Here is a 16236-nt window from a genome sequence, read left to right on the forward strand (position 1 = left end):
AGGGCCAAATGACTGCTTTTACAAGTTGTCGAGACTGCTCAATGGCTGATTGCGCGACATTCTTAGCCCTCCTTTGATTGATAGCCTTTTAATCTATCAATAGAAGTTGCAGAGAAAGTTATTGGACTAGTCTCGTATCTAGATGTGCAGCCAAGGATGGACGTGCTGGCTGACCCACTGCAAAAGTGGCTTTGGCATCTGTGTTTTTTATCTTCAACTCTTTGAAATAAGTGATATTTCCATATTCGCTGATGTTTTTATCGGCAGAGTCTTCCTGTGTTTTTTTGTCGGACCGTCGCACTGCATCAAAGGGAATTCGCCACAGATAGCGGCTTGTTGAAGCCGCCGCCACGGACAGGATCGATCATGAAGATCGTCGAGAGTGCGTTGCATGCTTTCTATGCCAAACATCCAGGTTTTGACCTGGCCACGTTTGATTTCATTGCCCAGGACAGTGCGCAGGCCCGCAAGAAAAAAGGGGCTGGCAAGACGCGAGTGTCCAAGGCGGAGCAGGTCGTGCGGGCGTACCAGCGACTGTTACACCTGAGTGGCAGCGAGAGTGCGGCGCAACGCCTCGTGGAGTTGGGATTCCATAGTGCCCATCAGATCGCCGCCATGCCCGAGTCGGTGTTCCTCGCCAGGATTGGCCAGGACATGGACCCCAACTTCGCCGCGCAACTGTACGCCAATGCCGCGCATACCAAACATCAAGTCAGCCATCTGTGGGCCAACCTGGTGGCCTCACGGCCACAGTCGGCGGCGACGATGCTGCGCGCAAGCACCGTGACCGAAGATACCTTGGCTGAACTGCAAGCGCTGCCCAGTTACGCGGCCATGTTTGGCAACCAGAACTTCTGCAGCTGTGAGGACTGCAAGTCGATCTTCGGGCCCGCCGCCTATTACGTCGACATCATGCGCATCACCGATGCCTATGTCAGCCAGGTCAACAAAGACAGTATTCCAGCGAAGTATCCCTTGGCGGTCCGGCGCAATGACCTTTTCACCTTGCCGCTCAGTTGCGCGACCACCCATGATCCGCTTGCGTACCTCGGTATCGTCAACCGGGTGCTGACCGACAAGTTGCGGGTCGAGACCCTACAGGCTGATATTCCCTGGCTGCTGGCGACCACCACGTACCCGTTCAGCACTCCGTTCAACCCTCACCGGATGTACGTCGACCTGACCTTGCAGGCCCTGGACCTGAGCTTGGCGCAGATCTACGGCACCACTGCGGGCTTTGCGTCTGCCGACCCCTATGCCCTGGCGCTGGCGGTGCTGGCGTTATCCCGGGAGCAGGCCACGTTTGGGGTGACGCCCCTGGCCACCGAGGCGCAATTGAAGACTGCCTGGGGGCTGCGTGCCGACAATACGCTGGCGAGCCTGTCGGAGCTGACGGTGTTCTCACACCGTTCGGGGCTGCCACGGGCAGCTGTGGTCGAGCTCACCCGCCAGGGCTTGACGGCCGAGGAACTGGAGGCCGGCCTGGCTCATGGGCTGTGGTTCAACCAGTCGCTGCCGGCGGGGCAGTCGGTGCAGATTCAACTGGGCGATGACAGCCCCGATACGCTGACCCACCTGACGCCCACCACCCTTGACGCGGTGAACCGTTATATCCGCCTGGCCCGCTGGAGCGGGTTGGGGTTTACCGATCTCGGCTATGGCCTGGGTAGTCTGGGCCTGAATCTGTTGAACGCGGATACGCTCGCGACGCTGGCCATGGCCCGTGGTGTGGTGCAAGGCCTGGGCTGGACCTGGGCGCAGGCCTCGGCCTTATGGGCCGGCATGCCGACCAGCGGTTCGGGTGGCGCGCCGGGCACGCCTTCGCTGTTTGATCAGGTCTGGAACAACCCAGTGGTGCTCGGTGCCGATGGCCGGGTGTATCACCCCGAGGACCCGTCCAATCCGCTCTACACCGATGAAGTCGCCATTTGGGATGTCATGGCCGGGCACACCGACCAACCCGGCTTTGACGCGGCGCGGTTGCAGGCCGGCCTCGGAGTGACCTCGGCCGATCTGCAGGCCTTGGCGGCGTTGGCGTTTCCCGATGACGACGAGGTACGCCTGACGGTCTCGAATCTCTCTTGCCTGTACCGCCTGGCCGCGTTGGCGCGGGCTATGGGCCTGGGCGTGGATGCGTTGCAGGCTACGGCGGCCTGGGTGCAAATCGATATGACCCAACCCATCCCGCCGCAGGCCCTGGCACGTTGGTTGCTGGTCCCCAACTGGCTGGAGCAATGCCATCTGAGCGTGGATCAGGTGGAAGCCTACCTCGATCCCCAGGCCCCGTTGCTGGTCGAAGCGGCCTCTGTTCTCAGTCATGCCGCGCTGCTATCGATCTGGACCCAGGCCCAGGGCAGCCTGTTCACCCCGGCCGCGCTGGTGGGCAATACCGTCAGCGAAGTCATGGCAGACACGCTTTACGCGCAAATACTGGCCTTGAGCCCGGCTGTCGTGGTGGATGTACGCATGGCATACCATCGGCACATACCCAATGCGCCGGATATCGCCGTTGCCCTGGTACCGCTGGCGGTCACCGAGGCGGCGCTGGCGGCCCTGGGCCTGAGTGAGGAAGAAACGCAGGTGGTGGCCCAAACGCTCAATCGCATGCACCGCAGCCAGGCGCAGGTCCTCGACAGCGGCCTGGCAACCTTGGCGGGCGTGAGCGTCGAATTGATCGGTGCCGTGGGGGCAATGGTTTCGGCACAGCCCGAGCGGTCAGCCTGGCTGACGTGCCTGCTTACCCCGAGCGCCGACGGCGATGCTACCTGGCAGGTCAGCAGTCAAGCCTTGCTCGACGCCAGCCGTTTGCTGTTGGTCAGTGAAGCGCTGCCCCTGGATGCACCCGTGTTGACCGCCATGCTGGCCATGCCGACGGTGTTCGGCGTGATGCCGGCGGCGCTGTTCAGCCTTGACGCTTTGCAGGCCATGGGCGTGTATGTTCAGAGCCGCCAAGCCCTGGGGCTTTCCGATAGCAGCTACCTGGCCTACCTCTCGATGCCCGCCGACACCGCCTGTAGCGACGGTCAGAAGGCTGCTGCGTTGTGCACGTTGACGGGATGGTCGCAGGCCGACCTGTGCGGTGTGCTGGCAGCGCTGCAAACCACTGACCTGTTGTACGACACCACCCATGGCCTGCTGCGCCTGGTAACTATTTTTTCGATGCTGCGCCGTGGCGGTTTCGGTGCCAGTGCTTACCAAGCCCTGCTGCACAGCCGGCAGTGGGCCTTGAGCGGCAGTGCCGCCACCGCCGACTGGCAGGCCTGGGAGCAACTGGCCAACACGCTGGCGGGCGCTGCGGCTGCACACCTGCGCGGCGCCTGGGCTGAAGTGGGTGGCGGTATCGACGCGCGGTTACTGGAGGCCCGGCGCGATGTGCTGGTGCCCAGCCTGCTGTGGTATTACGAGGTCAGCCTGCCGTCAGTGCGCACGGTCAATGACCTGTCCGGTTACCTGTTGCTCGATGTACAGATGGGCGGCGCGAATCAGACCTCCGAAGTGGTACTGGCCTTGGCCTCGGTGCAGATGTACCTGAACCGGGTGCGCGCTAATATCGAGCCGGGTATCACCCAGCTACCCATTCCCCAGGTGTGGTGGGAATGGCTCCCCACCTACCGGATGTGGGAAGCCAACCGTCGGGTGTTCATCTACCCGGAAAACTACCTGGTCCCGACCTTGCGTTCGTCGCGCACCACATTGTTCCGTGAGTTGGAAGCGGACCTGCTACAGACCAACATCACCCCTGAACGGGTGGAAAGCGCGTATCGAACCTACGTGCAAGGCCTTTCAGGGTACGCGTCGTTGCAGTTTGTCGATGCCTTCCGTGGCACCGTCAGCGACCCGCGCCGCGGTGAGATCGATACATTGTTCGTGTTTGCCCGCAGCGCCACCGAACCCTATTCCTACTATTGGGCCAAGCAGGAGCACGAGGCCAATTGGTCCCAGTGGACCGCCATCGATGTGACGATCAAGTCACCCTATGTAACCCCGGTGTATGCCTTCGGCCGCCTGTTTGTGTTCTGGGTGGAAACCAGCGTGGTGTCCAGTACCGCCATTGAAACCACCCAGGGCAATACCCAGTCGAGCAACAGCGTGGTGTACAAAGCCGCGATCCGCTACAGCTTCATGGATGCCAGCGGCACCTGGGTCGGCGACCAGACCCTGGCCCCCGAGCAGGTGATTTTCGCCGGGCCCAATAACGTCAAGTTGTCCACCCAGTCGGGTTACGACCTGTTCAATATCAACAGTCTGTTCTGGCAGAAGTGCAATGTGCTGCTGTTTGCCGGCACCGCGCCGATCGGCCCGGAAAACGATGTGCGCATCGACGAGAAAATCGCGGTGCTCTACGGGCCGTTCCTGGAAAACACCTCCAATGGCACGCCGATCGACACCTCGGTGCTTGCGCCCAGCGGCAGCCAAGTCAACCCGGCGGTGGCGCAGTTTGAAATCCAGGTGTACCAGCGCAGCCGCATCGTTAACCAGGCTATCGCCTCGGGCTTTCGCGGCCTGGTGGGGTTACGCGAGCCGCTGTTGCTCAACCGCGAGTTGCTCAAGGACTACCTGTTCCAGCGCACCGAATTCCTCAACCTGGCGGACAACTATGCTTTCGGCGTGCCGCCCACGGTGCAGCCGCTGTATGACTATGCGATGAACCGCTTGTATGCGCGCGGCACGCTCAATCCATTTCGCACCAACTACTATGGCGACTGGAATAACAGTGTCGACACCGCGCTGTTGCGCACCCCGGTCACCCCAGCCTTGGTGAAGTTCAGCGGGCTCGAACTGGCGGGAGCGCAGCAGTTGATCCTCGACCTGGTAGCCGCCGGTTACCTCAAGGCCGGCAGCAGTTCCGCCAAGTACGTGGTGCAACCGGGTTTCAGCAACAACGCCGATTTCCGCTTCCTGTTCTTCGGCGATGACAGTCGCGATGTGCAGATTATTCGCCTCTGGGCCAAACACTGCCTGTTGCAGGCCAGCATTGAAAGTCGCGAAGTGCAGGCGCAGACCTTCCTGATGACGCCCCTCGGCCAAGGTGCGGCCGACCAGGCCATGCTCGACCTGCGTGCCGCGGGCATTCTCGACAGCGGCGATTATGTGCGGTCCAGCTTTACCTCGGCCACGGACCTCTCGCAGATCCTTGACGGCGCACCGGATCATGCCTCGGTGGAGTTCGCCATTCGCCAGCAACTGTTCGTTGCCATGGGCGATGCGGTGCTGTTCGCGCGCCTGTCCAACCGGCAATGCTCGACCTTTGTGATCAAGAATCAGCCGTCGCACTTCGTCGGCAACGTCAATAGCGAAAGCTTCCTGGTGACCCCGGATACCTCGCGCGCTCCTGCGTTGAACGAGAAATCACGCGCGATGGGCCTGGAGACCGCGCAGTCGGTTACCAATACGTCGTTTATCAGCAGCGATATTACGGCGGCGGAGTCCATCGCGGTGTTCAACCTGCTGGTGCAGCACGGTGTGATCGACAACAAGGGGCGCCTGAGCGAGCCCTTCCTCAACAGCGATGACTTGAGTTACCTGTTCCCGGGCGAGCCGTTGCAAAGCCGCCAGATCAAGACCGCCCAGGTGCGGGTGGTACTGGTGGATCTACCGACCATGACCCTGGTGTCCTACTACGCCGAAGACGACCGGGTCATCATCACGGTGCAGTCGTTTTTGCGCCTGGGGATTTCCCAGAGCCAGGCCCAGTACGTCTTCGAGACCTTGAAGGCACGCCAGGTCATCGGGGCCCAAGGTTACATCAGCGCCAACTATGACCCCCTGGATGACCTCGACGACTTGTTCCCCGACGAGCCTGCCCAGAAAGCTGCGCTGTTGACCGCCGATGTCGCGTTGATCCTGCGCGTCTACTACGACAATACCTGGCGGCGCAGCGTGCAGGATCTTTATTACCGCTTCACACGGCTCACCACCGGCGCAGTGCCCAGGCTTGCCGCCGCTTTGCAGCAAGGCGGGGTGCCTGCGTTATTGAGCCTGCACCAGCAACAGGCGCCGGTGATTGCTACCACGCCGTTCAGCAGCTATGCGCCCGGCGAGCGGGTGCGCCCACCGGTGTTGAGCGACGCCACCCAAGTGGATTTCGACGGGGTCTACGGCCTGTACTACTGGGAGCTGTTTTTTTTCACCCCCCGGCTGATCGCCGATGCATTGTTCCAGGCCGGGGATTTCCAGGCGGCCCTGGGGTGGTTGCAATACATCTTCAACCCCACCGAGCGCCTGACCTCACTGAGCCCTCAGGATTTCCAGACCCCGGATATCTCACCCGAACAAGCCGATGCCGCGTTCCTCCTGCTCAAGGCCACTGCGGTGATCACTGCGCAGAACCACGTGGCTGCCGACTACAGCCGGTTCACCGACCTGAGCTTCTTGTTCCCCCAGGTGGCAGACCCTGTCTTGCGCACGCGGATGATCGAACAGGTGCGTGCGGTGCTGTTCAACCACCAGACTGCCAGCCTGGCCTGCCAGTTCTGGCGTTTCCAGCCGTTTCGCAACCACACCCAGCAGTCCCTGGTGCAGACCCTGACCAGCCCCGTGCAGATTGCGGTGTACAACAGCGATCCTTACGACCCGTACGCCATCGCCCAACTGCGCATAGGAGCGTTCGAGCGGGCGACATTCTGCAATTACATTGACCTTCTCGTGGCCTGGGGCGACAGCTTCTTTGCGCGCAAAACCCGCGAATATCTGAATGCCGCCTACCTGCTGTATGCCATGGCCAGCGACCTGCTGGGGCCGCGCCCTGAAAGCGTCGGGCCCTGCACTGATCAATTGCCGGTGACCTTCAACGAAATCTTGCAACGCTATGGGGACGATCCCGCGGCCATTCCGCAATTCTTGCTGGACATGGAAAACCTGCTGACGGTGCGCGGCGCAGCCCTGGACGAAGCGGTGCCGATGGCTGGCGGGGCTTTCAATGAAATTGACGCGCTGTTCTGCGTGCCGCAAAACGACCAACTGATGGCGCGCTGGGACGGTGTCGAAGACCGCCTGTACAAGCTGCGCAACAACCTCGACCTGGACGGCAACACCTTGCTACTGCCGCTGTTTGCCGCGCCCATCGACCCTATGGCGCTGGTGCGGGCCGCTGCGGCCAATGGCGCGGGTGCCGGCTTTGCCGAACTGGCAGTGCGCCCGCCAACGGCGCAGACATTGCGTTTTGCCGGTCTGCTCATGAACGCCCGAGCAGTGGTCGGCGACCTGCAAATGCTCGGCAGCGAACTGGAGCAGGCCTTGACCGCGCAAAGCAGCGAGCAGTTGATGCTGTTGCAATCGACCCACGAGCAACGCCTGACTGCCGCGCAATTGCTCTCGTTCGAGCAGCGCACCCAGGCTGCCCAGCACACGTTGGAAGCGGTGCTCGCCACGCGGGCCACCACCGAACAGCGCAAGCAGTATTACGACGGGCTGATCAGCCAGGGCATGATCGCCGCCGAGATCGTTTCGATCACCCTGGGGATTGCCTCGCGGGTTGCCAGCTTTGTCGCGATCGGCTTTGAGACCGGCGCGGCGATTGCGGCCCTGGCGCCACAGGTGGGTTCGCCATTCGCTATGACCTACGGTGGCGAGCAGATTGAAACCGGGCTGCATCGCACGTCGGGTATCTGGCGCCAGGTCGCCGAGGTGGCCGATACCGCCAAGGACTTGAGTGACACCGTTGGCCAGTTCCAGCGCCTCAAGGCCGGCTGGGAGCAAGAGTCGACCCAGGCAGGTCTGGAACTCAAGCAGATCGATCAGCAGATCCTTAACGCTCGTTGCGACTTGGCGAGTGCCAAGGCTGACTACGCCGGCTACGAGATCGGCCTGAAAAACGCCGAGGCCCAGCAGGCGTTCCTGTTGAGCAAATTCGACAATCCGGACTACTACGCCTGGCGCGTCAGTCGCGCTACGGCCCTGTACTACCAGTTCTATCAATTGGCCCTGCAGTCGGTGGATGCTGCCCAGAGTGCGTTGCAATGGGCGTTGGGCGACACCACCGCTTACCTCACCAGCGATCCCTGGGACCCCAGGCGCCGTGGCCTGATGGCCGGGGCCAGCCTCAGCCTGGTGCTGGACCGCATGGACTATGTGTTTGCGCAGAAAGACGTGCTGCGACAGGAGATCGTGCGCGAGGTGTACCTTTCGCAACTCAACCCGGCGCAGTTGATTCGCCTGCGCGCCGAGGGTATCGCCGACTTCACGCTGAGCGAAGCACTGTTCGACTTCGATTTCCCCAGCCACTACTGCCGCCGCATCAAGACCGTCGCGGTCACCGTGGTCAACACGGATGACGCCTTGCCCAGTGGTATCCACGCCAACCTGACCCAGACCGCCAATAAGATCCTGCTCAAGCCCAACCCGGTCGGCCTGCAATACATGCTCGACGGGTCCGGCCACCCCGGCGGCGATGTGTGGGTGGACTGGCGCTCCAACCAGAGCGTGTCCCTGAGCCGCGCCGCCGCCGATGAAGGGGCCTTTCTGGAGTACTTCTCCGACGTCGAGAAGTTGCAGCGTTTCGAGGGCACCGGGGCGGTGTCCAATTGGCGCTACCAGTTGCCCAAGAACACCAACCAGTTCGATTTTTCGTTGATCGAGGACGTGCAGTTCAGCCTGCGCTATACCGCCACCGACGGCGGCAAGACCTATGGCGAACTGGTGCAAGGCAAACTCGCCGGAAGCACCTACAGCGCGGCGCTGATGGTCAGCCTGGCGACCGCCGAGCCCGAGGTGTGGGCGGCGTTTCTCGACGATACCGGCGACCCGCTGACCCAGGCCCTGGTGTTTGACATGCCCGCGCAATTATTCCCTCCCAACACCCGCGATCTGGTGGTGGACAAGGCATACCTGGCCCTGGTGGTGAGCAGCGGCGTCCAGCTACCACCCAGCGCCAGCTTCCTCACCCTGACCGCCGGTGGTCAACCGGCACAGGCAGTGACCACGGTGGGCCTGGCGGGTGAGGCCGCCTACGCGAAAATCCCCCTGAAGCAGATCGCCGGGGAATGGCGTGTGCTGTTCGATCTGCAAACCATGAAATCCAACCCCCTGTTGGCCGCTTTGCTCGATGGCAACGGCCATATCGATGGCGAGTCCTTGCTCAATCTGTTTGTGTCGGTGCAGTTCACCGCCAGCGTGTTCAAGTGAGCAGTCTTGACCTTCACGTGTTTGAAAGGAGATCACCGTGAGCGACCAATGTAAAAGCAGCCTCGAACCGGGTCAGTCCCTGTGCAGCGTGACCCACTGCGAAAGTTATCGCCAAAGCTCGGCCATGGCGCGCTGGTGCAAGTGCAAGGATTGGCAAGGCAATCCGATGCCCGACTGCACGCCCATGGGCGGCAACTTTCCCGTGGAAACCTACAACTGCTTCAACAAAACGACCAAGGAGCGCCGTGCCATCACCCAGGATGCCTGCCAGATCCTGCGCGACGACAACCACGACTGGTCGTGGCAGGCTTGCTACTGCTGCTGTTCCTGCTTTGCCTGGGGAACCCGCGTCACCGTGGCCGAGGGTGAATACCGCACGGTGCAATTCATTGGCCTGGGCGACCCGGTATTGACCAGCACGCTGGAGGTTGTGGGCGGCAAGCCCCGGCTCAAATGGGAAAGCCGCGCCGTGACGTTTTCCGACGGCATGGTCGCCGCGCCTCATCAACCGGCAGTGCTACTGCAATACGGTGACCAGGGCGAATTGGCGGTGACCCTTGACCAGCCGATGCTGCTTGCCAATGGCAGCCTCAAGTCGGCAGATCGCCTGACCCTGGATGACGAGTTGGTCGACCGTGACGGCAAACCCGTGAAGCTGCATGCGGTGGTGCTAGGCAAGTTCACCCTCGGCTTTCATGCACTGGCAACCCAGGACTTTTCCCAGACCGAGTTTGTCGAGCGCTACCTGGAAACCAATGGCGTAATCGCCGGCGACCACCTGGTCATGGCCATGCAGGACGATGACAAGCTGGCTTCGCGTTATGTCAAAGGGCATGACGCCTTGCCTCGTATCGGCTCGTCGGCGTACGCCAAGACCCGCAAAGGCAGTTCTGATTACTCCCAGCTGAGCAGCAAGGCACGGGAGATCGCCAACGATGCGTTCCTGTCACTGGAAGAGTTGCTCACCGGTCGTTCGGCGGTGCCCTATGGCGCTTCGCCCTACATGACCCAGAAACAGGCGGCGGATGTGGCGGTCAACGGCACCTTCCGCGGCCTGGGGCAAAGCTACCTGAGGGCTGAGTTCAACTACATGGAGAAATTGTTCGAGGCGTTTTACCCCAAGATCAATTTTTATCTCGACTGGGAAGACCTGCACCCCAACCAATACGCGTTCAAGGCCTATGGTCAGGACACGGTCTACCTGTCCGGTCAACTGTTGCGGCTGGAGGGCATGCACAAGCAGGGGCTGGCATTGATCATGGCCCAAGGCGTCGGGCGATTCGTCAAAGCGTCCTATACCAATGACGAAGGCCTGACCTGCACGGGCCTGGCTGATTACTTTGGCACCAACGAGGTCTTGCAAACGGTGTTCTATGGCACCTGGGGCGCCTGGGTGAACCCAGGGCTGGAACAGGTCAAGGCGCTGTTTTCCCTGATCAACCCGGTCAATCTCATCGGCCATGAAAAGTGCTCGACACCTTCGATTCCTTGCCGTGTAGAAAGTATGCAAGCCGCGCTGCTTGGCATGCCTTTACCGGCGTGCGCCGGAGGCCCGGTGCCCAACTCGCTGACATTGGACAGCGCCCAATGGACCACCTACGAAGGTGCACTGGCCGTTCTGGTCAGCTTCAACCAGCGACTGAATATCCTGAGCGCGAAGATCCCCGCTAACTACGAGCTCAAGGCGGATGAGCAGCCGATTCCGGTCGCCCTGGTACAAATGGACAACAATCTGCCGTGGCAGGCATGGCTGGTGATCGATGAGCGCTTCAAACCCAGCGGCCAGGCCACGCTCACCGTGCGCGATATTCGCTCGGACAACGGCTCGACCCTCGACCCTGATGCATCCAGCGTGGTGGTGGAGGGTACGCCATGAGTGTCTTGGGCCTGGACACAGCGCAGTCCGAAAGCCAGATGTGCGCTCAATTCGCTGAACTGCTGGGCTTGCCCGAACCGGTCAGCGCCCAGGTCTTGCAGGCGGCGCTGCACAGCGACAGCTATGCCCGCAGCCTGCTGGCCAGCCGTCGCACCCCGGGGATGCTGCAGATGTTGCTGGCGTCACCGCCACACAACGTGCGCCCCAAGGCCGAGCACGGCACGGTCCAGTTGCTCCAGCGCGGCAGTCGTTCATTGGTGAACTGGGCCAAGACCGGGTTTTCCACCACCGATCCCCGGGAGCGCGAGCTACGTAGCCAGGCCTGCAGGCAATGCCCGTATCGGCAGGCCCCCGGCGCCAGCCTGTTGCAGGCCACCCGTTCGGAGCTGGGCATCTGCGGCCTGTGTGGTTGTCCGCTGTCGCGCAAGGTCTCGATGCTCTCGGAAAGCTGTCCCGGCGAAATGCCGGACAACCCTGGCGTCAACCGCTGGGGGCAAATCGTCACCGCGAGTCAACCGATGTACCCATCCAGTGAAAAGGAGTTGTCATGAACACATCTCACACACGCTCTGAGACATCTGTCGCAGACACCATGGCCGGCCTGTTGAGCGGCGAGATCCTCAACCAGAACTACCCAGGCGGGTTGCACGCCGCAGCGGGCAGCGCAGGCAAACGCAGTGCTTCCGCAGGCGGTGGGACTGAAGTGCAGGGCACCACGGCCAAGACCTGCAAGCCCACCCGCAACCCTTGCTGCAAGTCATCGGACGATTCCGCGCCGGGCGGCCAGGGCGGCGATGAGGTGCAAGCCACGAAGGCCAAGACCTGCAAACCCACACGCAACCCATGCTGCAGGGGCTCTGAAGAATTGGTGGATGACACCGAGCAAGTGCAGGCCACCACGGCCAAGACGTGTAAGCCGACCCGTAACCCATGCTGCAAGGAAAGCTGATTCGCAGCGCGACCCATGGGGCGGCGTGACGCCGCCCCATGGCGCATCATTCTGGGGGGCACTGAATGATTCTGACCCGGCACAACACTGCCGTCTTTCTGATCAACCACGGGTTGCTCGATATCCGCAGCCTGCTGGACCAGGTCATCGCCATCCGTAGTCATAGCCAGCGCAATCGTGGCTTCAGCGTGTGCTGGCCGGATGGCCGGGGCTACTACATCAAGCAGCACCAGCCAGACGCCGGCCCCTGGGAAAAGCGCTCCAGCGTGGCCCATGAGGCCGCTATGCTGGAACGTCTTGCCGGGCTCGCAGGCGTACCGTCCCTGCGTTTTTATGAGCCCCTGCGCCAGGCGCTAGTGCTGGATTGGCTGGCCTCGAGCGAGGGCGCCGAGGCCCGTGCGATGGTCGGCGGTGTGCCAGACCTGGCGGTAGCGCAGGGCTTGGGCGGGAGCCTGGCGCGACTGCATCAAGGGCTGGTGGGCATTGCGAGCGATGATCTGGCGGGAGACCCGCCCTGGATCATCCGCCTTGACCGTCTGTACCCACTGGCTGGCGAAGACCAGAGCTGGGGCCAAGCGCATCTGGTGGCGCAGGTCCAGGCGATGGGCGAGTGCATGGCTGCATTGGCGACACTGGCGGCCCACTGGCCGCGCGCGCAATTGATCCACGGCGATATGAAGTGGCAGAACTGTCGGTTGCGCGGGCACGACTGCATATTCATCGATTGGGAACTGGCTGACCGTGGCGATCCCCTGTGGGATATGGCCGGCCTGTGCCAATCCTGGCTCAAGGACTGGATCGACCGCCAGGCGACGCAGCCGGATGCGGCTGAGACCACCCGGCAGGCCGCAAGCGGGTTCGTTCCCTATCAACGGGCACTGGCCCGGTTGTGGCAAGGCTACTGCCAGGCACTGGAGGCTAATCCTGACCCCGAACGGCTGATCGCACTGTGCGGCGCCCGGCTGCTGCAAACCCTGTACGAAGACCTGGCCGGTGAGGCCCAACTGAGCGCTAGCCACATCCTGCTGTTGCAACTGGCGCGCAATCTGTTGGTGGCCCCTCGGGACGCCGCCCGGCAATGGCTGGTGCAACCATGAACGCCATGAATCCAACCCCGCCGGGCTGGTGGGCCACCTTGAGCGCGGCTTTGAGCGGCCTGGCCAGGGATGAGCAAGGCACGCTCTGGCTGGACGGCCTGGCATTCACCGCCGCACCCCTGGCGCAGCAGGCCGACCGCGTCGGCCATCACGATGACCCGCGCATAGAGCGATTGCAGCAGTACCTGTACCGGCGCTATTACGCGGCGTGTGTGGATGACCCCAGCCCTCAGCCCATGTGGTATCCGCCCGCGGTAAAGGCATGGGATGGCGGCCGTTGGCAGGTCCTCGAACAGTTGGGTAATGGTGCGCTGGCGGTGCAGCAGGGCAGGGTAGCCAGGCGTGTGGAAGCCGGGGAATACCTGTTCGATGGCGTACCGGCTCGGGCGATGCGCGGCCAGCACGTCACGGTCCAGCGGGCAGCCTGGACAGAGCAACTGGACCCGGCGTTCATCTACCTGTTCGGCGAAACCCCGCAGGACACCTGCAATGACGATTGCCAGGTGCGTTACTACCTGGCGCCGCAGCCTGCGCGGCTAGGGGACGTGGTGCAGGCATTAAGTAACGCCCTGGACCAGGCCTGCTTGCCCTACCTGCTCAAATACCCCAGCGAGCCTGCGGCTTGGCTGCGTCAGGATGCGGTGGTGCTGTACGTCGCGGCTCGACATGGGCGCCATGTGCATCGCTTGCTGGGGCATCAGGCCGATTGGCTGCGAACACGCCTGCGCAGTACGTCGCCGCTGTGGACGTTGCCGCTGCTGCCGGGCTTGGGTTTTGCCCAAGACCCCGACGACGGGCGCAGTTTCGGTGAAAGCCGCTGCCGCGCGTTGGCCCTGGGCCTGTTGGACGCCGCCTGCCACGGCGCGGACCTGAGGCAAGCGGTGCAGGCGCAGTTCGACCTGTGCGGTATCGACTGGGATCACCCCCACCTGGAGGCCGACCCCGAGGACCGTTACGGTTTGCACCATTTGCACTTTGTCATGGGCGCGCCCGCCAGCGTCACGGCGGTGGCGCAGCCGCTGCAGGAAGCCATCCGCATCGGTCACCACGTGTGCGCCGAGGCCCTGTGGCTGGGCGAGCGCTGTACCTGGCTGAGCGATGACGCCGATGATAGCGATGGCCCGCTCAAAGCTTTTGCCTGCAGCATGAATGCCAGCCTGTACGACGGTACCGTGGGGGTCGCTGCGTTTCTGGTGCTGCTGGCGGAGCAGAGCGTGCAGCCCGCTTTCGTCGATACCGCCCGGGGAGCTTTGCGGCACGCTCTGGCATTCGCGGCGGGGAATACGCTGAGTCTCTACGAAGGGCGCCTGGGCACCGTGACCCAAGGGTTATGGCTAGCCCGTCGCCTGGGGGATGCAGAGCTGGTGCAAGACTATGAACGGGCGATCACGCCGTTGTTGCAGGACCTGCAAGGGTTGCCTGCCGACCCACAACCGGTGGACCTGATGCACGGCCTCGCCGGTGCGATCATTGGCCTGCTTGGCCTCGCCAACCAGGCGCCGGCGCTGGCCCCCCAGAGCCGCGTCATCGCACAGGCGCTCGGCCTGCGCCTTGTGCAGCAGGCACAGCGCACGCCACACGGCTGGCATTGGCCGGAACACGGCGCACATCTGGGATTGTGCGGGCTGTCCCACGGTAACGCCGGGATAGCCCTGGCCTTTGCGCAACTGGCCCGGGACTGTTCGGGCCTTGAATGGTCGCAGGCTCTGGCGCACACCCTGGCCTATGAAAGCCACTGGTTTATTGAAGAGCAGGGCAACTGGCCCTATCTGTTTGCCGAAGATGCCCGGCACCTGGATGACCGGGTGTCCCATTGCGGCATGGCCTGGTGCCATGGAGCGCCAGGCATCGCCTTGTCGCGACTGGCACTGTTGCAAATCAGTGGCGAGCAACACCATCGCGCCATTGCACGCCGGGCCCTGCAAACCGTCGCGGCTGACCTGATTGCTGTCACGTCCCTGGCCGGCAGCAGCTACACCCTATGCCACGGGCCGGCTGGCAATGCCGACATTCTGTTGACCGGGGCAGCCCTGTTGGGCGAGCCGGCCTGGGCCGAGTGCGCGCGGCAAGTAGCCAGTCGAGGCCTGGCCGCCGAGCGTGGTGCCTGGCGCAGCGGCTTGGGCGTGGCACAGGGGCAGTCGATGGGGTTGATGTTGGGCCTGGCGGGCACCGGGTACTTTTTATTGCGTTGCGGTGCGTCGGCGCCGGTACCGAGCCTGCTATTACCCTTGGGCCTTACGCCCATGGGCGATGTTTGAGGGTTTCACTGGGTAACTCCTTGAACAATGCGCGGTAGCTATGGGAAAACCGCCCCAAATGCCAGAACGACCAATTCATCGCCACTTCGGCGACGGTGCTGCTGGATGAGTTCAACAACTCCTGCCGCGCCCCATTCAACCGGCGCAACCTCAGCCACTGCGCCGGGCTCATCCCGGTGTAGGTCTTGAAGCCTTGCTGCAGTTGGCGCAAGGGCACGCCGGCAATTTGCGCCAGTTCCAGCAAGTTGACGGTTTCATCCGGCGCATCCGCCGCCCATTCGCCGATGCGCGCCATTAGCCGGCGCTCCTCGCTGCGTTTTTGCAACGAACTGCGGTCCAGGCACACGCAGGCGTTGTCGAGGATAAACAGGCAGTCGTCGAGCAGTTGCTGGGTGAGGGCGTCGCGGCTGATGGGGTCGGTGAGTGCTGACAAGCGCGTGAGGGTGCCACTGAGCCAGCGCGTGAACAAACCGTTCTGCTGGCAGGTCAGCGGCGCCATGAACAAGCCTTCGAGCCTGGCCATGTCGAGCCCATGGCGCTGCACAAACTGCGGGCCGAAAACCACTGCTACTTCACGGTAGTTTTCCGGGGTGATCCAGGTGTTGCGGCTTTCGCCATTGAGCAGGTACAGCGCGTTGTCGCTGCCGTCGAAACAGAACGCCAGGGCGCCGGGCGGTGCGTTGAAATGCTGTTCCACGCGGGTATTCATGCACTCTTCGTACACCTGCACGCCTTGCAGGTCGAGGTAGCGCACCCGACCGGCAAAATGCCCCGGAGACATCTGCTGGTATTGCTGTACCCAACCGGGTGTCGCACTGCATTGGGTGGCTACATCGCCGGTGGTGAAGGCCTGTACGCGCAAAGCGGTTGCCTGTGTCATGGGTGATCCGTGCGCACTCTATTGGTGCGTTGTGCTGCGTGCAAAGTGGATAG

7 protein-coding genes are annotated in these 16236 nt (G+C 62.6%); 6 read left to right on the plus strand and 1 reads right to left on the minus strand.

What is annotated here, in order from left to right; all coding sequences use genetic code 11:
- The first annotated feature begins 366 nt into the window (after positions 1-366).
- From JFT66_RS22695 to JFT66_RS22720, 6 genes are all read left to right on the plus strand, one after another.
- A complete protein-coding gene (locus tag JFT66_RS22695; protein ID WP_198860201.1) occupies positions 367-9123 on the plus strand; it encodes a neuraminidase-like domain-containing protein in 8757 nt (2918 codons plus the stop codon).
- Positions 9124-9160: 37 nt separating this feature from the next.
- Positions 9161-10999, plus strand: a complete 1839-nt coding sequence (locus tag JFT66_RS22700) for a hypothetical protein (protein WP_198860202.1) — start codon at positions 9161-9163, stop codon at positions 10997-10999.
- Positions 10996-11550, plus strand: coding sequence for a hypothetical protein (locus tag JFT66_RS22705; RefSeq protein WP_034119203.1), 555 nt, complete (start codon positions 10996-10998; stop codon positions 11548-11550). The genes JFT66_RS22700 and JFT66_RS22705 overlap by 4 nt, the downstream gene beginning before the upstream one ends.
- Positions 11547-11948, plus strand: a complete 402-nt coding sequence (locus JFT66_RS22710) for a hypothetical protein (protein ID WP_198860203.1) — start codon at positions 11547-11549, stop codon at positions 11946-11948. The genes JFT66_RS22705 and JFT66_RS22710 overlap by 4 nt, the downstream gene beginning before the upstream one ends.
- Positions 11949-12013: 65 nt before the next feature.
- Positions 12014-13045, plus strand: a complete 1032-nt coding sequence (locus JFT66_RS22715; RefSeq protein WP_198860204.1) for a phosphotransferase family protein — start codon at positions 12014-12016, stop codon at positions 13043-13045.
- Positions 13042-15303: a lanthionine synthetase LanC family protein gene (locus tag JFT66_RS22720; RefSeq protein ID WP_198860205.1), complete on the plus strand. Its 2262-nt coding sequence runs from the start codon at positions 13042-13044 to the stop codon at positions 15301-15303. Before JFT66_RS22715 ends, JFT66_RS22720 begins: the two co-directional genes overlap by 4 nt.
- Here the strand turns inward: JFT66_RS22720 and JFT66_RS22725 are convergent.
- Positions 15281-16183, minus strand: coding sequence for a helix-turn-helix domain-containing protein (locus tag JFT66_RS22725; RefSeq protein WP_153839353.1), 903 nt, complete (start codon positions 16181-16183; stop codon positions 15281-15283). The two genes, JFT66_RS22720 and JFT66_RS22725, sit on opposite strands and share 23 nt — an antisense overlap.
- Positions 16184-16236: the final 53 nt, after the last annotated feature.

Origin of the sequence: Pseudomonas sp. MF6755 (assembly GCF_016405635.1) — a bacterium.
Classification (GTDB): domain Bacteria; phylum Pseudomonadota; class Gammaproteobacteria; order Pseudomonadales; family Pseudomonadaceae; genus Aquipseudomonas; species Aquipseudomonas haemolytica.